Consider the following 18,912-nt stretch of genomic DNA (forward strand, 5'->3'; position numbering starts at 1 on the left):
TTAACCAGTTCCGATCAGGCTCAGAAGACGAAGGAGAACGCGCCGAAGGACATGCCTGCGCTGCCGACCCAGCCGACCGCCCGGTCGCCGGGGCGTAATCGCCCGGCCGCGACCGCGGAGGCGATGGCGGCGGGCACCGACGCGGACACCACGTTGCCGGTGGTGTCGTAGACGTGATGGATCACGTCGCCCAGGCCGACCTTGTCGGCCATGCTCTGCCAGTAGCGCTTGCTCGACGCGTGGGTGAACAGCGCGGCCACCTCGTCGGTCGGCACGTCGAGCCGCTCGAAGACCGCGTGCGCGTCGGCTGCGCCCGCCTCGTGCATCTCGAAGCCGTAGGAGGTGAAGAAGCCGACGCCGTTCGCGGCCAGCTTGTCCGACGGCTCGCAGTAGCCCTCGTAGCCGTCGAGCGTCACATTGCACAGCGGGGCCAGGTCCGGGCGCGAGGCGAAGTGGAATTCCCACGGCTCGTTGTCCTCGGCGGTGAGCACGGTCGCGGTGGCCGCCTCGCCGAGGGTGTAGGCCGGGAAGGTCGATTCCAGCGCCTCGAGTTGCCGCATCCGGAACAGGTGCGGGAACACCGCACCACCCCAGCGCAGGTTGAACTCCGCGTTGACGATCATCGCCCTGCGGAATTGCCCTGTCCGGAACAGGGATTCGGCGACCTGCACGGCCCTGGTCCAGCTCATGCAGGCATCGAGGATGTCGAAGCAGTGCGCGTTGGTCAGCCCGATCGCGGCGGCCGAGTGATACGCGCCGCCCGGCTCGATGAAGCCGCGGCCGATGCCGGTGTAGATCAGCAGGTCGATGTCGTCCGGCCGCAGGTCTGCCTGTGCCAGTGCGGAATTGGCCGCGTCGCGGAGCAGTTCGATGGGTCGTTCCCCGGCGTCGAGCCACTGCCGCGATTCCGAACCCGCGTAACGCAGGTAGTAGTCGACCTTGCGCAGCGCGGCGTCGAGGTCACCCTCGAAGTAGTCCGCGCTGTGCTCGGCGATCAGGTCGGTGATGTCGGTATTGGTCACGGTGCGGGCGGGTAAGCCCGCGGCCACCGAACGGATCTTCATCGCTACTGAGCTCCTACGCCGGTGGGATCGGTGACCGGCGTTTCGAGCGGCGCCGCAGTGGGATTGGGGACGAGATGGTCGGCGATGCGGCCGGTCATGTCGTCGATGGTTTCGGCGTCCCACATCAGCTCCGGCGGGAACCGCTTGCCCGACCAGGTCTCCAGGTGGTCGTGCAGGTTCATCTGATCGACCGAGCCGAGCCCGTGCTCGACCAGCGAGCGGCTGGTATCCACGTGCGCCACATCGGAACCCATGTGCTGGGCGATCCACTCGTGCACCTGGGTCAGCAGGCCCTGCTGCACCAGTTCGCGCATCGACGGCATGCCCGGCGAGCCCGAATTTTCGTGCGCGGTTGATGTTTCGGTGATGGTCACCAGACCCTCCCAGCGGTGGACCTCGCTCAGACGGCCCGCGAGGAAATCGGCCTTGCATTGCTGGCGGCGCATTTTGCCGCTGGTGGTGCGTGGAATGGTGCCCTGGCTGATGAACACGATCACCGACGGCGCGAGCGCGTGCTTGCGCGCGACCGCGTCGTGCACCACGGTGACCAGCTGCGCCGGACTGGTGTCGGCGCGATGTTCGGCGACCAGCACCAGGTTTTCCTGACCGTCCCGGTCCACCGCGAAGGCGATGACCGCGCCGGCGCGCAGCGAATCGTCGCTGACGACGACCGTGGCCTCGATGTCCTCGAGGTAGTAGTTCACCCCGTTGACGATCATCAGATTCTTGACCCGGCCGCAGATGAAAAGCTCTTCGTCGCGCAGGAATCCGAGGTCCCCGGTGCGCAGGTAGGTCTTGCCGTCGTCGGCGCCGGCGATCGTCGCGCGGAAGGTCTGTTCGCTCTCCTCCGGCCGTCCCCAATACCCCGGAGACACGATCGGCCCGCTCACCCAGATCTCGCCGACCGTGTCGGCGGGCAGGCGTTCGCCGGATTCCGGTGCGACGATGGCGATTTCGGTGTCCATCACGGCCCAGCCGCAGCCGACCAGCTTGGTGCTCGCCGGTCCGGTCGCCGGCTCGACCCGACGCAGGCCGAGCGCGGTCTCGTCGAAATGGGCGGAGGTGAACGCGACGCCGGACGAGCCGGACGTCACCTTGAGGGTGGCCTCGGCGAGTCCGTAGCCGGGGGTGAGTGCCGTGCGCGGCAGGCCGTGCGGGGTGAAGGTGGTCCGGAACCGGTCCAGGGTGGCCTTGCGGACCGGCTCGGCGCCGTTGGACACCAGCCGCCAGCTGCTCAGGTCGAGCCCCGCGCGCTGCTCGGGCGTGGTCTTGTCCACGCAGAGGTCGAACGCGAAGTTCGGCGAGCCACTATGTGTGCCTCGGTATTCCGAGACGGCGGCCAGCCAGCGGATCGGGCTCTTCACGAAGGTGGCGGGCGCCATCAGCACCGCTTTGGTGCCGGTGAACACCGGCATCAGCACGCTGCTCACCTGGCCGAAGTCGTGGAAGTGCGGCAACCAGGAGACCACGACGCTGGTGCTGTCGACTCCCCAGCCGTAGACCAGTTCCGCGCACTGATGCAGCGCCATCGTGTGGTCGATGATCACGCCTTTCGGCGTCGACGTCGATCCGGAGGTGTATTGCAGATAGGCGATATCGGTAACCGACAATTCCGGGTACGTGGTCTGTTTTGCGTCGTCGGTGACCTCATCGCCAGTTTCTACCGCGGCAGATTCGACAATTCGCGGCAAACCCTTGATGAACAGGTCGTCGGATAGCGAATCCATTCCGGCAGCCACATTCGCACTGGTCACGACCACACTTGCCGCACAGTCCCGCGCCACTACGTCCACGTGCTCGGCCCTATTTCGCTCCGGCGGGAACAAGGGAACTGCGATCACTCCGGCATACAGGCAGCCATAGAATGCGACCACATACTCGAGGCCGGGCGGATGGAGCAGCAGCGCCCGGTCGCCAGCGCTGACTTCGCTGGTCAGACGGTGCGCGAAGGCCCTGGCGCGCTGATGCAGAGCACGATAGGTGAGCGTATCCGACTGCTGTCCTTCTTCGTCGAGAAAGACAAACGCAGTGCAATCCGCAAGTTCATTGGCACGTAGGTCTAGCAGGTCCATCCAATTACTTAAAGGCGCATGCGGATAGTCCGATGAATTGCTCATGAAAACCCCAACATCGATCGCGGCTCCGCACGATGGTTATCGAATCATTCCCCCGCAAAGGATATTGCCTCGACTTTGAGGCCTGCGACCCCGGAGAACTGGGATCGAGTTGCGGAACCGCGAATCAGATTAACGGGGCTAACTGGATTCGGTCAACCAGTAGCCAATGAAATACACGTTTATGACATCCATGTAAATTAGCCGCTAATCTGCCTGCTTCTTTCCGAGTCTCTCGATCTGCAAGACTCAGTACGCATGCATCAGCGATACTCGCAGGTCAGCGCGAGACGGTCGGAGACGGCGACAGGCTCGACAGACCGTCCATCCCCCCAGTTGGGGGGAGCATATCCGGGTCTATGGACCGCCCGCTCCGATGACCAGATCACATGCAATCCTCGATTTGAAAGACTCACTCTGTAGGCGCCAACACATTTGGCGATCAACGCTTTCCGCGCTACATGAGACGTCTACGACATCTGCAAGCACGTTTTCATCCCGACCCCAGCTATCGAACCGGCCATTCGTCCTATCAATCCTCATCATTAAAAGATCATCGGATAGTCATCGCCCGGCACAGACAAGCCAGGCCCCGCACGTCGAAACGTGCGGGGCCTGGGATTATCGATCAGTTATGTCTGTTGTTATGCCTCAGTCGGATTCACAGAACCGACCGGCCGGGTCGCTTGGCCGACGGTATGTAGATGCCGCAGCGCCTGGGAATAGGAGTCGAACAGGCCGGTCTCGCAATAAGGCACCCCGATCTCGCCGCAGAACTGCGCCACTATCGGCTGCGCCCGGCGCAGATTGGCGCGTGGCATGGACGGGAAGAGGTGATGCTCGATCTGGTAGTTGAGGCCGCCCAGCGCGGTATCGACGACGAAGCTGCCGCGGACATTCCGGGAGGTGAGCACTTGGCGGCGCAGGAAGTCGGTCGCGTCGTCTTCGGCAAGCACCGCCATGCCCTTGTGGTTCGGCGCGAAGGTGCAGCCCATGTAGAACCCGAACAGGCCCTGCTGCACCACGATGAACGCCACCGCCTTGGCCGGCGAGAGAATAAGGAACACCGCGGCGAGGTAACCCGCGGCGTGTGCGGCGAGCAGGACGCCCTCCCAGACACGGTTCGGAATCGACCAGCGCAGCACCGCCCGCACGCTCGAGAAGTGCAGGCTGCCCGCCTCGAGCAACAGCATCGGGAAGAACAGCCAGCCTTGGTGACGGAAGATGAAGCGCCGGAAGCCTTTACCGGTCTTCGCCCGATCGCTGGAGTGGGCCAGGACGCCCATGATGTCGGGATCGGCGCCCTCGGTGTTCGGGTGCGCGTGATGCCGGTTGTGATTGCTGGTCCACCAGCCGATACTCAGCCCGATGCCGAGGTTGCCCGCGATCACCCCGTACAGATAGTTGGCCCGCCGGGTGCCGAAGATCTGCCGGTGCCCGGCGTCGTGGCCGAGGAACGCGATCTGGGCGAACACCGCCGCCAGGAACACCGCGGGGATCAGCGTCCACCACGAGTCACCGAGCAAGAAGAACGCGGCCCATCCGGCCACGAACGCGCCGCCGATGACCGCGGTCTTGCCGATGTAGTACCGCAGCTGCCGGTCGAGCAGTCCCGCGTCGCGCACTCGACGCAACAGCACCGCGTACTCACTGCCACGCTTGGGCGGACGGGTCTGCACCGTCGACGCGGCGTCGTCGCCGCCGGGATCCATGTAGTCCAACACGTCCGCGACCGTACTCGTGGTCGCGGCGGATCTCGGTGCCGCCGAGCCGGTAGTTCGTCCTGTTACCACGGGGCGCCTACGCATCCTGTTAGCAGTGGGTGTTCTCTTGGCTCTAACTGTCGCCTGCCGAGCCGCGGCCGACTACATCGGGTATCGGAAGTCGGCACCCTGCGGCTTGCCTGCCTCTATACAGGATGGAGCGACGAGACCACCATCAGATGAACGTATGTCCGGATCGGTGACACATCTGCGTGACAACTCCGCCCGGCCGATCGGCGTCCTGCGATCCGGCGCTTCGAGCGTCGCTTGAACAAGATGAGCGGCAGGGTCAGGCCACGAGGCTGCGACCACCGTCGACCAGGATGCGCTGACCGGTCACGAAACCTGAACTGTCGGAGGCGAAGAAGCTGACGGCGTTGGCCACGTCGTCGACAGCACCCAGTCGACCAACCGGCACGGACGCGAGATACGCGTCGGTGTCCATCGCCGCGACTTCTTCCTGTCGCTCATCATGTCGCTCGAACGGAATGTAGCCCGGCGCAACGGTATTGACGGTGATGCCGAAGGGAGCGAGCTCACGTGCCCAACTCTCGGCCACACCGATCTGGGCATTCTTCGCGACAGCGTAGGCGGAGCTTCCTGGCGGCGGGCGATGGGCAACCTCGGAATCGATCGTGATGATGCGGCCGTATCGCCGCTCCTGCATGCCGGGAATCACGGTGCGCCCGAACAGAACTGGGCTCTTCACGAAGAACTTCAACTGCGCCAGATGATCGTCCCACACGGTGTCGGTGATAGCGGCGGCCGGTTGCGGGCCGGTCGCGTTCAACACCAGCACATCGATCGGACCGAGCCGCGCACCGACAGACTCGACCAACCCCGCGACCTGATCCTCATCGGTTACATCCGCAGCAAACAGGTCGGCCTCGCCGCCCGCGTCCCGAATCGCCTGCACGACCTCCCGCGCCGCCGAACTCTCACGTAATCCGTTGACCGCCACAGACATTCCGTCCCGCGCCAGCCGCAGCGCGATCGCCCGCCCCAGCCCACGCGAACTTCCGGTCACCAACGCCACTCGCCGCACACCCGCATCCATCCGCCGATCATCCCATCAATCAGCAGCTGCGGCTCATATCGGCCTGCCGGGTCGAGGCATGCCGCGCGTGCGCCGCCGCCCGGACCGCGACGGACACGGCGAAGGCGGTCTGCCGGATCTGCCTGCTGGCCCGCTCCACGTCGAGACTCGACGTCGCGTCGCCGATGGCCACCGCCGCGATCGGCTGATGCCGCTGCCGGTCAAGCACCGGACTGGCGACACACCGGACGCCGCGCACGAATTCCCCGTCGTTGACGGCGATTCCGATGCTGCGGGCCGCATCCAACTGCGCGGTCAGCTCATCGATATCGGTGATCGACCGCGGCGTCACCGCGACGAGCGCGCCCGGTTGGGTCAGCTCGATGGCGCGGTCGTGGGTGTAGGCCAGCAGGATCTTGCCGATCGCGGTGCAGTGCGCCGGCGCGAAGGTGCGGCCGTAGGACGGCGTGCGCGCCGCCATATGCCCGTAAATCCGTTCCAGATAGCGCACTTCCGAACCGACCAGCACGCCGAGGGAAACCATCGCCCCGGTGCGCACGTGCAGATCGACGAGGAACGGCACGGCCGATGCCCGGAGCAGTTCGTGGTCTTCGGGCAGCGCCGCGATATGGACCAGCCGCGGCCCGACGACGTAGCCGTCGTCCTGCCGCTCGACCAGACCGTTGGCGCCGAGGATCTTGAGCAGCCGCCACACGGTGGTCTTCGGGATACCGGCCCCGCGGGCGATGTGCGAGAGCGCCACTGGCGTCGCCTGGTCCCCCAGCAGGTCCAGCACTCGGGCCGCCCGGCTCACCAGGTCGTCGGCGTCCGACGACTCACGCATGGCACTGCGGCTCGACCCGGCGAGCTGCGGCGCTCGACGACAGAACGGGACAATTACACGTGCCGACGAGCGGGCCTCGTAAACGCAAAGCAATCAACATTTCCACTCCCTTATGAAGCCCTCTTCCCGAGCCCGCGAATACGCACTTTACGACAGCGCCGACGGAAAGCGGCACTCCCGCTGCGACGTTTGCACGTACACCGTGCAAAGAACCTCCGCCGCAGCTACCGGCCCACATTCATGATCGAATAGCCGGTCTCGCACGACCACTGTGTGCCGTAAGTTCACCTATTCGGAATGAATACCGAACGTCGCCGTTTATCGGCCGGGCACAGACTATTCCACAGCAATAACCACACCGAGGAGTACGCAACGCCCTATTGGATCGATGTTCCACAGCACGGAACACTGGCTTCGTAGCGTCCGTGCGCGGGCCTAGCGTCCTGAAGTAGTCGGGATCCCCCGGCCTTCTCGGCAGACAGCAAGACAGGTGATCACGGTGTCACAGATGATCGATATCGTCCTGGTCGGTGGACCATCCGCGGAACCCCAGCTCTGGCACATCGATGCGGCCGAGGTGTCCGCGCCGGTCAAGGTGCCGAGGCTGAGCGGCTACGAACACTTCGATCCGACCGGCTTCGACGTCGAACTAGACGGCCGCCACCTTCCGGTCTACCTCTGGTCGTTCCGAACCAGAGCCGCCGAGTGAATCGGATACGAGCCCACTGCGTACAGGGAGCGCGCGATTCCCTGCGAATGTCGGTTAGCGTGTCGGTCATGCCAGTACTACCGGTACCCGATCCGCCACTCACCGATGACGTTGTCGCGCTACGCGTTTGGCAGGCAGGCGATATCGAGCAGCGGCTCGCGGGCTACGCCGATCCGGAGTTCCAGCGCTTTTCGTTGTCGACCAGCGAGCCGGTCACCGCGGCGCGCGTACGGGAGCAGGCCGATCAGGAGAAGCGGGAGTGGGAGCGCGGCGAGAAAGTCAGCCTCGCCATCGTCGACGCCGCCGATCCGAGCAAGGTGTGGGGCGGTTGCTCGGTGTACGACATCGATCTCGAACAGCAACGCGCGGGCGTCGGCTACTGGCTCGTACCGCAGGCCCGAGGACGCGGCGCGGCGAGCAGAACCGTTCGCCTGCTGGCACATTGGGCGTTCGACGTGCTCGACATCGCCCGCCTGGAGCTCACCTGCGCCCCCGACAACATCGCCTCGCAGCGCGTCGCGGTGCGTTCCGGGTTCTTCCTCGAGGGAATCATGCGCTCCTACATGCGCTTTCAAGGCGGACGGCGCGACACCATGTTGTTCAGCCTGCTGCCCGAGGATCTCCGCGAAGCCGACGAACCCCGAACAGACTGAAGGTTCCGCCTGCTGGGCAGGCGGAACCTTCCTGTCGACGAGGTCAGCGATAGAGCCAGACGCCACCGCCGCCGAGCGCGATGACCTGGTCCAGCTGATGAGCCACGCCGTTGTCGTCGTTCTGGGTGCAGTCGTACGGGAACAGCGAGTAGTGCCCGTCACCGCCGCTGCACATGATCGGCCGGCTGGTGCCGTAGGGGCTGATCACGATCCGCGACGACAAGCGCAGGTTGTCCTGCGACATGAACTCACCGGACCAGTCGTGCCGGTTGGCAAGCCTGGCGTCGGCGTCGGGGTCAGCGGAGGCGATCGGAGCAGCGAACATCAGAGCGGCGGCACCAATACCTACGCATGCGAGTATTCGTTTCATGCCCTGACTATCGGTCATACCGTCCGACTATTACAGCTTTTCGGTATCGGCCGCCCACATCCGGCCGTGCCGGTGCCGATCAAGCCGTCTTGGCGGCCGCGGTCTCGATGATGTCGACGACCGCCTGCGGCTGCGACAGGGCGATCGCATGGCTGCCCGCGTGCTCGACGACCGTGGCCTTGATCCGGGCCGCCATCTCGCGCTGTCCGGCCGGCGGGATCATCTTGTCGTCCTTGGCGACGAGGGTCCAGCTCGGCAGCGTCTTCCAGGCCGGTTCGGCGGATTGTTCGGTGAACGAGGCCACCGCGATGGGACGTTGTCCGGCCGCCAGCACCGCCTGGTCGGCGGCGGGCAGGTCCTGCGCGAAGAACTCGCCGAACTTGTCCGGCGCGATGGCCAGCTCGGGCGCGTTGCCCTTGCCGTCCGGCAGCGGGTACTCCCGCGGCACCGAGATCTTGCTGGCCGGGCCACCGAAACGCCCGTCGAGCTCGCCGAGGCTCTCGCCCTTGTCGGGTGCGAACGCGGCGATGTAGACCAGTCCGGCCGCCTTCGCCGATCCGGTCGCAGCATTGGTGATGACCGCGCCGCCGTAGGAGTGGCCGACGACGATGGTCTTGCCCGGCATCCCGTCCAGCACCCCGCGGATGTAGGCCGCGTCGTAGGTCAGCCCGCGCAGGGGGACGGCCGCCGTGGTAACCCGGTAGCCGTCACGCTGCAGCTTCTCGGCCACCTTGCTCCAGCTCGAGCCGTCCGCGAACGCGCCGTGCACGAGCAGTACCGACGGCTTGTCGAACGATGGCTCGGCCGCCGGGGCGTTGTCGGCCTTGGCTGAACACGCGGACGCGGCCATGCTCAATGCGACGGCCATCCCGATGAGCATGGTCCGTCCGAGCCGAGTGCGCTTGGTCTTCATTGTTGATCTGCCCTTCTTGGTGAATGTGGTGTTCAGATGATCTGGGCCGCGCCTCGAGGTCCACTGAACGGCTTCCGAACGCGCAGGTCAACGCCGGTGTCGACGGCTGCGTCGAGGTCAGAGCGCGGCGAGCGCCGCGGCCAGGTCGACGACGTTGCCGAAGGCGCCGAACTCGGGCAGGTCGCCGAAGACAGTTGACAGGTGTTGCGGCAGTTCAGATCTGGCGAGCGATGTGTTCGGCGGCGGCGATGACCGTCAGGTTGGTCGCCGCGGACGGGACGTCCGGGAAGATCGAGGCGTCGACGACGCGCAGGCCGGGCACGCCGCGCACCGCGCCGAGCCGGTCGGTCACGGCCGTCGGGTCGTCGTCCGCGCCCATCGGCGCGGTGGACGTCGGATGGTGGTAGGTGTCCAGGGTGGCGAGCATCGAGGCCTCGAGGTCGGCGGCACTCACCGCCTGCGGGCCCGGATTCAGCTCACGCACCACGAGTTCGGCCAGCGGCAGCGTGCCGCCGAGGCGGCGGGCCAGTTCGATGCCCTCGATCAGGCGGCGGCGATCGTCGGGCTCGGCCAGGAAGTTGAGCTCGATCCGGGGCGCGTCCGCCGGGTCCCGGCTGACCAGGGTCAACGTGCCCTGCGACTGCGGCCGCACCAACGCCACCGCGAGGACGAAACCGACGCCGGTGGGACTGGTGCTGTGGTCGAACAGGTGCGTGGCGGTGATGTGCAGATCCAGCTCACCCTCCTCCGCTTCCGAACTCCCGGTCCACACCTTCGCCCCGATCACCGGAGTCTGCGCACCGATACGTTCGGGGTCGGCGGCGTAGGCGTTGTAGTAGAAGGGGTGATCCTGCAGTCGCAACCCGACGGGCAGGTCCGCGAGCACCGGAATGCCAAGGGCGGCAAGGTCGGCGGCGGGGCCGATGCCCGAACGCAGCAGGATCGCGGCGCTGCCGTAGGTGCCCGCGCTGAGGATCACCTCGTCGGCCCGGGCCTCGCTGCCGTCGGCGAGCACGACGCCCGCCGCTCGCCCGTCCTCGACGAGCACGCGGTCGACGAGCAGACCGGCGCTGATGGTGAGATTGGGTCTGGCGCGCACTTCTTCGGTCAGATAGGCCATGCCGGTGTTGACGCGGATACCATCGCGCACGTTCATCGGGTACGGTCCGACGCCATCGGGATCGGCGCCGTTGAAGTCATCGACCGCGGAAATGCCCTGTGCGAGAGCCGCATCCACGAACGCCCGCTGCATCGGACTGAGGTCGTCCCTGGTCAGTTGCTCGATCGGCAGTGGGCCGGTACGGCCGTGCAGTGCGTCCGCACCCGCGCTGGTCGACTCCAGCGCCCGGTAAGCGGGCAGCAGGTCCTCGTACGACCAACCTTGCAGGCCGCCCTTCGACCAGCGGTCGAAATCAGCGGGCAGCGCGCGAACGGCAACGGACCCGTTGACGGCCGAGCTGCCGCCGAGCACCTTGCCGCGGTAGGCCGCGACCGGGTGGCCGAGGTAACCGGGCTCGGAGTGGTAACCCCAGTCGTGGCCCGTGTACCCGCCGAGCACGCTACTGTCGGCGACCTCATCGGGATATCCGTCCGGGGCGTAGGCCGGGCCCGCCTCCAGCAGGAGTACGTGGCGATCGGGATCCTCGCTGAGCCGGGCGGCGAGGACGGCCCCGGCCGAACCGCCACCGACGATGACGGTGAGCCGAGAAGGGTTGTCGTCGTTCATGACAACGACGCTATGAGGTTGCCGCCGGACGGAAATCGGTCATCGAATAGGTCGGTGACCGAGGTCACCTACCTAGGTCACCGGCGAACTGTCGGCGTTCAGGTCCACCAGCCGCAACCCGTTCTCGAAATCCACCCTGGCCAGTTCGCCTCGTGCGACGATCCCGAGCTTCGGGAAGACGCTGGACAGATGGTGGCCCACGGTGCGCGGGCTGATCAGGAGCTGAGCGGCGATCTCGCGGTTGGTGAGGCCGTCCGCGGCGAGTTTGGCCACGCGCAGTTCCTGCGGGGTGAGGGGCGCTTCGATGCTGCCTCTTGGCGATTCGGTGCGGCGCAGTTGCTGGCCGGTCAGTTCCTGCTCGTTCAGGCTGCGTTCGAGCATCGGCGCGGCACCGAGGCGCCGGAAGACCTCTGCGGCCTCGGCCAGTTGCACCCGGGCGTCGGTGCGCCGGCGCGCTCGGCGCAGCCATTCGCCGTAGAGCAGTCGGGTGCGCGCATGGCAGAAGGGACGCTCGGCCGCACCGGGCACTCGAAGTGCCTGCAGGAAAAGCTCTTCCGCGTCGTCGGTCGCGAGCAGCGCCGCGCTTCGATACGCCGCGGCCACGGCCCAAGCGGCTCCGGTGCGGTCCGCCCATTCCCGCAGCGGTCGCAACGCGGCGGCGCCCTGTTCGGCCCGACCCGCCCGACACGCCGCTTCCACGGTGTCTTCGGCGGCGAGCAGGGCGAAGGTCGAATGTTCCGCGTGATGTCCTGGTTCGGTCAACCTGAGCAGATGTTCCAGGCTCTCCCCCGGCCGGCCCGCGAACAACGCGGACTGGCCGCGATACCAATACGCGGCGGCCGTCAGCGCGTGCACGCCACGGGGAACCGACAATTCCAAGGTCCGAGCGGTGAGTTCGGTGACCGCCTGCTGGTCGCCGCGCAGGGAAGCGAGCCACGCCAAGGAATTTCGGCACTGCGAGGCGCCGTGTTCGGCACCGATCTCCTCGGCCAGGCGCAGCGTCTCCGTCGCGTTCGCGGTCGCCTCCGTCCATCGCCCGCAGACGATGTCGAGGGTCACGGTCTGCGAAGTCGTCAGCATCAGCCCGATGATCGCGTTCGTCCGGCGTAACTCGTCGACCTTGTGCCGGTACACGTCTCGCAGCCGAAGCTCCAGACCCCACGCCACACCCAGCGGTGCGGGTGGCATCAGCCGCCAGGAGACCGCGTCGAGCTGGGCAACGGTCTCGTCCGTCCAAGGCACCGGCTGCGGGCCGGAGCCACTGCTCCACCACTGCTCGACCGTGGCCAGCAGGGTGACCTCCGGGAAGTCGGCCTCGACCGCCAGTTCCGCCAGCCGGGCCAGCGCGTCACCCTGTCCCGAGGCGGATCCGGCCGACCAGCCCGCGCGGATCGCCAGGCACGCGAGCTCAACGGCCTCCGCCGAGTGGGCCACCGCGTGCGTGTCGCGCAGCAGCAACCGATTCGCCCGTTCCTGATCACCGCACGCGAATTCGATGATGCCGCGCAACCCGCCGCTGGCCAGCGCCACGGCATCCGCGGTCGCCAGCCGGTCCGCCCGATCGAGCAACTCCCGTGCCGTGTCGACCTGGCCTGCTTCCCAACCGGATCGGGCCCCGAGTGCGAGCCGCCTGCCCGCGTCCGCGGGCATCGGCGACAGCACCGCCGCCCGGCGCATCGCGCGCGCGGCAGTGGCGTAGCCGCCGCGGCGCCAGCAGTCTCGTGCGTGGTTCTCGAGGAGTGCGGCGATTTCCTCGTCGGCCGCGTCGGCGGCCGCGGCCAAGTGCCACGCGCGCAGCCCTTCGTCGTCCTGGCCGCGCATCGTCTGCGCCAGTGCACGGTGTGCCGATTGGCGTTCGGTAAAGGGCGCTTCCTCGTACACGACAGCGGAGATCAGCGGGGTACGGAACCGCGTCCGGCCGTCGGCGGCGACGAGCAGTCCCGAGCGCTGCGCCTCGTCCCAGGCGGCCGGGCCCGCACCGAGGGTGGCCGCCGCCTCGCGGATCGCGCGCGCGTCGCCCCGATTCTCGGCCGCCGCGACCAGTAGCAAAGTCCGTGCGGCCGAGGACAGTCGAGTGGTGCGGGCACTGAAGGCGCGGCGAAGGAGGGGGCCAACCGGCGCGCGCTCTCCGTCGTCGTCGGTGATGCCGGGTAGTTCGCGCAAGGCCAGGGGGTTTCCCGCGGCCATCCGTACCGTGCGGCGGACGGTGTCCGCGTCGGCCCCGGCCACCTCGTGGCGCACGAACTCACCGGCATCGGTGTCGGACAGCGGGGCGACTTCGACGCCGGGAATCTGTTCCCACGGTCCGCCTTGCGCGGGGTCGTCATGTCCGGCGAGCAGCATCGCGATCGGTTCGGTGCGCAGTCGCCGGGCGATGAAGGCCAGGCATTCGGCGGTCGGCTCGTCGAGCAGGTCCGCGTCGTCGACGGTGATCAGCAGCGGCCGCTCGGCGGCGAAATCGGACAGCAGGGTGAGGGTCGCCGCGCCGATCAGGAAGCGATTCGCCGCCTCGCCGCTGCGCCCGAGCGCCCCGTGCAGGGCGGCCGCTTGCGGTGCGGGCAGCGCATCGATCCGATCCATCACCGGCCACAGCAACTCGTGCAGTGCGGCGAAGGCGAGGCCGGACTCCATCCGGGTGCCACGGCAACTCAGCACCGTGAAGTCGGCTGCGGCCGAGGTGGCGTACTCCAGCAACACCGTTTTACCGATGCCCGGGTCACCCCAGAACATCAGTGCCGACCCCGTGCCGCGGCGCGTGCCGTCGAGGACCCGCTCGAGCTCCGTCTTTTCTTGGCGCCGTCCGAACAGTTTCATTTCGAAGGGATCGTACGGGAAATCGCGCGGCCGACCATCAGCGCGTTATGCGCGTTACGCGCGACCGATACGGTGACGGATGCGCTCGAGGCTCCACAGACCGTACGGTCAGCAGAGTGAACAGCAACCTTGATGACGGCGGCGCACGCCTCGCCGAACAGGTGGCGGCGGCGACCGGAGCAAATCTCCGGCAGCGACTGCTGCACGCGCGTGGCGGTTGGGCCGCCGGGGAATTCATCCCGGACCCGCTGGCCGCGCAGCTGAGCACAGCGACCGTCTTCGCCACGCCCCGAACGCCGGTGACGGCTCGCTTCTCCAGCACGCTGGGCGACCTCGACGGGCACGACGGCAACCCCGGCGACCATGGCCTCGCGACCCGCGTCGGCGGTCTCGACCTGATCATGTTCACCCTGCCGGTCTTCTTCGTACGCAACGGCCCGGACATGATCGCCTTTCTGCGGGCCACGAATTCTGACGATCCGGCCGCTGTTCCCCAATTCCTGCGCGATCATCCCGAGGCGGCGACCGCACTTGGCCTGGCCGAACAGTCATCGCCCATCACGAGCTTCACCGGCGTGACGTATCACTCGGTGCACGCCTTCGGCCTCGTGGACGCGACGGGCAGCACTCGATGGGCACGATTGAGTTGGCGGCCATTGCGTCCATTGCCCGCTCTCGACCCGGTATCCGCGCAGGCCATGCCGCGCGACTATCTCGTGGCAGACCTGAGTAATCGCCTCCCGGCCCGATTCGAGCTGACAGCGCACCTACCGGACCGCACCGACGAAGTGCACGACCCGACCCAGCTGTGGCAAGGCAAGGAAACGGTCCCGCTCGGCACGCTCACCCTGACCGGAAGCGAATCCCCCTCGGCAGAGCCGGATTTCGACACGCTCCGGTTGCCGGAGGGCATCACCGCGCCGCAGGACCAGCTTTCCGAGGACCGCAGCAGGATCTACGACGCAGCACGCGGATATCGCACCGGTCGCCTCGAAATACCTTCCCCGGCAATCAGATAGATCCATCACCCGGTTCGGAATCCGGTGTCGCGGCGGGCTGATCGGTGGCGAGGTCGACCAGTTCCGCGACCAGTTCGTCGAGCGCAGCGGATTCCTGGACAAGCGTTGTCAGCACACGAGTTTCCTCGTCGGAGTCGAGTCGAGTGCTTTGCAGGAGTTCGGCACTGCCGCGGATCGAAGCCAGCGGGGTGCGCAGTTCCTGGCTGGCGTCCTGGACGAGTCGGTGCTGCTGGTCGCGGGAGCGGCGCAGCGCGGTGAGCATGGTGTCGAAACTGCCGGTGAGGCGGCCGATTTCGTCGCGGCCCGCCGACGGTAGCGGGGTGGATAGGTCCTGCGTGGAGCTGATGTGTTCGGTCGCGGTGAGCAGGCGGCGAACGGGTCGCAGGATGCGTCCGATCGCCAGCCAGCTCAGCAGCGCTGCTACCAGCACCGCGATCATGGTGATCCCGACGGTGCGCCAGAAGAATTCGCGGGCGATCCGTTCGGGTTCTCGGTAGCGCTGGGCGACCATCACCGCGCCGCCGCCGAGGCGGGGCCTGGTGAGCATGCCATACGATTGGCCGTCGAAATCCAGGTCGGATTCGACTGTGCCGCTGCCGGTTCGGGCAATAACCCGATCCGCGTCGGAGACCGGCAGTGGATGATCGCCCGAACCGAGCAGGCGCACGGTGCCGTCGGGCGACAGGATCTGCTCGACGGTATCGGATCGCGGCGACAGCGGGGCACCGGTGCCGAGCACGGCCAGGACGGTATCCGCGCGATCGTTCAAACTGCGGTCGAGGTGATCGGCGACAACCTCGCTGGTTCCGCGATAGAACGAGCCGACGATGACAACGATGGCGACCGCGGTGGCCGCGACCGCGACGGCGGTGATCCTGGCCCGCAGCATCACGCGACCCGAGCCGAGGAGCCGACGCCTCGGTACCGCCCACAGTGCGCAGCGGTACCGAGGCGCGGATCGACGGCGGCAGTGATCATCCGACTATTGTCGCTGGTCTGCGGCGCGGTCATCGGCACAGGCGGTCAGTTCGTGACCGCGGTCACCGCGATCGGCGGCAGGCGATCCAGGCAGGCCAGGTCGCCGGGCGCGGTGGTGCGGATGAATCGGGTGATGATGCCCATGATGCATCCGCTCGGTTCCAGTCCGGGCACATGGCCGGTGTTCGGGACCGACACGAACGTGGCCCGCGGGAACTGTGCCGCGGCGACCCTGCCGTTCGCGTCCGGGGTGTTGGCATCCAGGTCACCGGAAAGCACCAATACCGGGACGTCCGGCATGCCGTTCGAATGCGGTTGCGCGGCAGCAGAACTCGGCCACCGCAGGCAAAGGTCGCCACCATCGCTCAGGCCCTCGTCGAAACCGGCCGCGCTGAAGGCACCGAATTCGCCGGGTGCCGTCGCGGCCAGAGCTTGCTGATACCGCGACTCTCGTTGCGCCGGCGGCAGATCCGGCGACCACGCCTTGGCGTAGTCGTTGCAGACCACCGCCATCCCCAAGGCCGCTTCTTTCTCACCCGACGGCGCGGTGGCCTTGACGAACTCGCCCAGCGCCGCGTCGTCACCGTGCACCGACTTGTGCAGCGCGTCGGGCAGCGTGCCCAGCGGCATCAGCGCCGCCGGATCCCAGCCGAGACCGCCACTGGCGGATTCGAACACCAGACTGCTGAACTTGCCCTCGGTCAGTGACATCCCGTCGAGGGTGATCGGCTGAGTCCGCAATCGAGCCGCCGTCGCCGCGAGATCGGCGACGGCGGTGTCACCGTCGCATAACCCACCGCGGTCGCAAATACGGTGCAGCGTAAGCGAAACCGCCTGGGCGCTCGGGCGCGACAGCGGATCGAAATCGATCGGATACGCGCCCGAGAGCACCATCGACTGCACTCGGTCCGGATGCCGCTGCGCGTAGATCGGCATCAGATAGGTGCCGTAGGAAAGACCGTAGAGCACCAGCTTCGGGATGCCGAGCCCGTCACGGACCGCGTCGAAGTCATCAGCTGTCGCCGCAGACGTGTAACCCGCCGCGCGCGCACCCAACCGCTCCCCGCATTCGCCTACCACCTGACGTTGCCGAGCACGCGTGGCGAGCGGGACCGGCTCCGTGCCGAGGCCGCAGTCCAAATGGCTGGAGTGCCCCGTCCCGCGCGGGTCGATCAGCAGCAGGTCGTGATCATCCAAGAGCGGTTCGGACAACTTCACCCCCGATGCCGCCTGATCGATCATAGATCCGCCTGGCCCACCAGGATTCGGCACGATCGTGCCCGCGGCGGGTGCGTCCCGGCGGCTGTGCCGGACCAGCGCGTAACCGACCTCGAGCTCGCCGAGTTCCGGCCGATCCGCCACGACCGGGCGGGCGAGCATGCCGCAGGACACCTCGTGCCCCAGCACCGTCGGACACCATCCCGGACTCGCCGACCCGCTACCCCCACACGCCGTGATCAGGCCCGCCGTCACCGCCAGCGCGGTGGCAAAACCCATCCCGGCCAACAACTTGCTGCTCATCTCGTGCAGCTCCCTTTCTCGTCTGTCACCAAGTCGAAGTCATCAGCCACGGTTCACGGATTGTTGGTCCGGACCTCGGGGAAGGCGGCGGCAAGAGCGTCCACGGACGGCTGCCCGATGCCGCGCAGCTGCTGATCGAAGAACGTCGCGACGTAGATACGAGAGAGGTCGACTACCCGATTACCGGGCAGCGCGGCCTTGCCCGGCGCACCGGCCTGCTCGGCCAGCAGGCCGACATCGGCGAACGACTCGTGCTCCGCGCCCACGACAGTCAACCACCGCTTCCACCCGTGCAATCGAGTCCACGCCTCATCCCACGACGCCTCCCCGGCACCCGGGCTGGACTGGCCATCGACGCCGAGCATCAGGAAAGGTCGCTCGCCGAGTCCAGCGGAAGGCACGACACCTTGGAACGATCCGTCCATATTCACCCCGGCCCGCACTCTGGGATCGAGCGCCATCGCCGCCGCCGCACTCGCCCCACCGATCGAGTGGCCTGCCATGCCGATCCGCGTGGCATCGATCAGGCGAGCATGCGGCCAGATCGGGGCGGGGCCGGTGAGCCGGTCGAGCACGAAGGCAGTGTCGCGCGCCCTGTTCTGGGCCATCAGCGTGAGCGCACCGGGATCACCGAATCGCCCGCACGCAACGCACGTGGACATCCGACCACCGGGAAACTCGATCCCGAACGACTCACCGGCATGGTCGAGCGCGGCCACCACATAACCGCGACTGGCGAGCTCCTCGCTCACCGCGGTGAGGGTGAATCGGGACCCGGTGAAGCCGGGCGACAGCACCACCAGCGGATAGGAGCCGTCGACCGGCGCGGCATCCACCACGGCGTTCGTCCCGGCCTTGCTCAGCGCCTGCACGGGAACACCCGCCAGCTCCGCGCCTTCGATCAGCAGCCGGCTCTCCTCGTCGGTCGCGTACGGCGCGCGGACCCCGTCGGACTGGTGCGCCGGGTAGTACATGCTGACCATCAGCTCACGGGGTTGCGTCGGCGTCCACGGGTCCTTCCTGGCGCCGTCGACGAGGTGCAGCACGTTGCGGCCGACGGCGAACGATCCGGTGGGCGTTGGCAATTGGGTGACCGGCTGCGCTACCGACGACTTCGGCGGCGGCGCCGTCGTTTCGTTGTCGAGCGCCCAGGCGACTCCCGCCGCCGGCACTATCAGGGCGAGCATGATCGCGGCTACTACGCGCATCTTCCGAACTCCTCTTTCGTCAGCACCTCCGACGGCATCCGCCACCGGGTATTCGCCATGGATCCTGCGCGACCGTCGGCAAAGCAATGCGAGACCAATGACAAAGACAGGTAAGAAAGCGGGGCGTGCACAGAAATCATCCCCGGGAGGTATACGCAGATCAGCCTGTGGCACGATTCG

General features: G+C 67.1%; 15 protein-coding genes. 3 read left to right on the forward strand and 12 right to left on the reverse strand.

Annotation, left to right across the window (positions count from 1 at the left end; genetic code table 11):
- Positions 1-20: 20 nt before the first annotated feature.
- From ACIBK2_RS21195 to ACIBK2_RS21215, 5 genes are all read right to left on the reverse strand, one after another.
- The gene (locus tag ACIBK2_RS21195) at positions 21-1,064 is read right to left on the reverse strand and encodes a 3-oxoacyl-[acyl-carrier-protein] synthase III C-terminal domain-containing protein (protein WP_396969255.1); all 1,044 of its coding nucleotides are present in this window, start codon (positions 1,062-1,064) and stop codon (positions 21-23) included.
- A 2-nt stretch (positions 1,065-1,066) separates the two neighbouring features.
- Positions 1,067-3,181: an AMP-binding protein gene (locus tag ACIBK2_RS21200; protein ID WP_396969256.1), complete on the reverse strand. Its 2,115-nt coding sequence runs from the start codon at positions 3,179-3,181 to the stop codon at positions 1,067-1,069.
- Positions 3,182-3,822: 641 nt separating this feature from the next.
- Positions 3,823-4,902 carry a fatty acid desaturase family protein gene (locus ACIBK2_RS21205; protein ID WP_396969257.1) on the reverse strand — a complete coding sequence of 360 codons (1,080 nt, stop codon included), beginning with the start codon at positions 4,900-4,902 and terminating at the stop codon, positions 3,823-3,825.
- Positions 4,903-5,230: 328 nt separating this feature from the next.
- The gene (locus ACIBK2_RS21210; protein WP_396969258.1) at positions 5,231-5,998 is read right to left on the reverse strand and encodes an SDR family NAD(P)-dependent oxidoreductase; all 768 of its coding nucleotides are present in this window, start codon (positions 5,996-5,998) and stop codon (positions 5,231-5,233) included.
- A gap of 19 nt (positions 5,999-6,017) precedes the next feature.
- On the reverse strand, positions 6,018-6,821 hold the full coding sequence (locus ACIBK2_RS21215) for an IclR family transcriptional regulator (protein ID WP_396969259.1): 804 nt from the start codon (positions 6,819-6,821) through the stop codon (positions 6,018-6,020).
- Positions 6,822-7,329: 508 nt separating this feature from the next.
- Between ACIBK2_RS21215 and ACIBK2_RS21220 the strand changes: the two genes are divergently transcribed.
- Positions 7,330-7,530, forward strand: coding sequence for a DUF5988 family protein (locus tag ACIBK2_RS21220; protein WP_396969260.1), 201 nt, complete (start codon positions 7,330-7,332; stop codon positions 7,528-7,530).
- 68 nt (positions 7,531-7,598) lie between these two features.
- Positions 7,599-8,183 (forward strand): GNAT family N-acetyltransferase, encoded by a 585-nt coding sequence (locus ACIBK2_RS21225; protein WP_396969261.1) that lies wholly within the window; start codon positions 7,599-7,601, stop codon positions 8,181-8,183.
- A 43-nt stretch (positions 8,184-8,226) separates the two neighbouring features.
- Here the strand turns inward: ACIBK2_RS21225 and ACIBK2_RS21230 are convergent, their stop codons facing one another.
- The 4 genes from ACIBK2_RS21230 to ACIBK2_RS21245 form a co-directional block, all read right to left on the reverse strand.
- Entirely contained in the window at positions 8,227-8,553 is a 327-nt protein-coding gene (locus ACIBK2_RS21230) for a hypothetical protein (RefSeq protein ID WP_396969262.1), read from the reverse strand.
- 79 nt (positions 8,554-8,632) lie between these two features.
- The gene (locus tag ACIBK2_RS21235; protein ID WP_396969263.1) at positions 8,633-9,466 is read right to left on the reverse strand and encodes an alpha/beta fold hydrolase; all 834 of its coding nucleotides are present in this window, start codon (positions 9,464-9,466) and stop codon (positions 8,633-8,635) included.
- Positions 9,467-9,680: 214 nt separating this feature from the next.
- Positions 9,681-11,192: a GMC family oxidoreductase gene (locus ACIBK2_RS21240; RefSeq protein WP_396969264.1), complete on the reverse strand. Its 1,512-nt coding sequence runs from the start codon at positions 11,190-11,192 to the stop codon at positions 9,681-9,683.
- 72 nt (positions 11,193-11,264) lie between these two features.
- Positions 11,265-14,006 carry an AAA family ATPase gene (locus ACIBK2_RS21245; protein WP_396969265.1) on the reverse strand — a complete coding sequence of 914 codons (2,742 nt, stop codon included), beginning with the start codon at positions 14,004-14,006 and terminating at the stop codon, positions 11,265-11,267.
- Positions 14,007-14,122: 116 nt separating this feature from the next.
- Between ACIBK2_RS21245 and ACIBK2_RS21250 the strand changes: the two genes are divergently transcribed.
- Entirely contained in the window at positions 14,123-15,025 is a 903-nt protein-coding gene (locus ACIBK2_RS21250; RefSeq protein ID WP_396969266.1) for a catalase, read from the forward strand.
- On the opposite strand, the gene ACIBK2_RS21255 is transcribed toward ACIBK2_RS21250, so the two are convergent.
- The 3 genes from ACIBK2_RS21255 to ACIBK2_RS21265 form a co-directional block, all read right to left on the reverse strand.
- On the reverse strand, positions 15,018-15,914 hold the full coding sequence (locus ACIBK2_RS21255) for a HAMP domain-containing protein (RefSeq protein WP_396969267.1): 897 nt from the start codon (positions 15,912-15,914) through the stop codon (positions 15,018-15,020). The two genes, ACIBK2_RS21250 and ACIBK2_RS21255, sit on opposite strands and share 8 nt — an antisense overlap.
- A gap of 134 nt (positions 15,915-16,048) precedes the next feature.
- On the reverse strand, positions 16,049-17,524 hold the full coding sequence (locus ACIBK2_RS21260; RefSeq protein ID WP_396969268.1) for an alpha/beta fold hydrolase: 1,476 nt from the start codon (positions 17,522-17,524) through the stop codon (positions 16,049-16,051).
- A gap of 53 nt (positions 17,525-17,577) precedes the next feature.
- Positions 17,578-18,732, reverse strand: coding sequence for an alpha/beta hydrolase family protein (locus tag ACIBK2_RS21265; protein WP_396969269.1), 1,155 nt, complete (start codon positions 18,730-18,732; stop codon positions 17,578-17,580).
- Between the last annotated feature and the right edge of the window lie 180 nt (positions 18,733-18,912).

Origin of the sequence: Nocardia sp. NPDC050175 (assembly GCF_044459885.1) — a bacterium.
Classification (GTDB): domain Bacteria; phylum Actinomycetota; class Actinomycetes; order Mycobacteriales; family Mycobacteriaceae; genus Nocardia.

Bases quoted from the DNA above. Each gene is read 5' to 3' on its own strand.
- ACIBK2_RS21265 (WP_396969269.1), bottom strand. From the start codon at position 18,732: ATGCGCGTAGTAGCCGCGATCATGCTCGCCCTGATAGTGCCGGCGGCG.
- ACIBK2_RS21215 (WP_396969259.1), bottom strand. From the start codon at position 6,821: ATGCGTGAGTCGTCGGACGCCGACGACCTGGTGAGCCGGGCGGCCCGA.
- ACIBK2_RS21220 (WP_396969260.1), top strand. From the start codon at position 7,330: ATGATCGATATCGTCCTGGTCGGTGGACCATCCGCGGAACCCCAGCTC.
- ACIBK2_RS21235 (WP_396969263.1), bottom strand. From the start codon at position 9,466: ATGAAGACCAAGCGCACTCGGCTCGGACGGACCATGCTCATCGGGATG.
- ACIBK2_RS21210 (WP_396969258.1), bottom strand. From the start codon at position 5,998: ATGGATGCGGGTGTGCGGCGAGTGGCGTTGGTGACCGGAAGTTCGCGT.
- ACIBK2_RS21200 (WP_396969256.1), bottom strand. From the start codon at position 3,181: ATGAGCAATTCATCGGACTATCCGCATGCGCCTTTAAGTAATTGGATG.
- ACIBK2_RS21245 (WP_396969265.1), bottom strand. From the start codon at position 14,006: ATGAAACTGTTCGGACGGCGCCAAGAAAAGACGGAGCTCGAGCGGGTC.
- ACIBK2_RS21195 (WP_396969255.1), bottom strand. From the start codon at position 1,064: ATGAAGATCCGTTCGGTGGCCGCGGGCTTACCCGCCCGCACCGTGACC.
- ACIBK2_RS21240 (WP_396969264.1), bottom strand. From the start codon at position 11,192: ATGAACGACGACAACCCTTCTCGGCTCACCGTCATCGTCGGTGGCGGT.
- ACIBK2_RS21260 (WP_396969268.1), bottom strand. From the start codon at position 17,524: ATGAGCAGCAAGTTGTTGGCCGGGATGGGTTTTGCCACCGCGCTGGCG.
- ACIBK2_RS21255 (WP_396969267.1), bottom strand. From the start codon at position 15,914: ATGCTGCGGGCCAGGATCACCGCCGTCGCGGTCGCGGCCACCGCGGTC.
- ACIBK2_RS21225 (WP_396969261.1), top strand. From the start codon at position 7,599: ATGCCAGTACTACCGGTACCCGATCCGCCACTCACCGATGACGTTGTC.
- ACIBK2_RS21230 (WP_396969262.1), bottom strand. From the start codon at position 8,553: ATGAAACGAATACTCGCATGCGTAGGTATTGGTGCCGCCGCTCTGATG.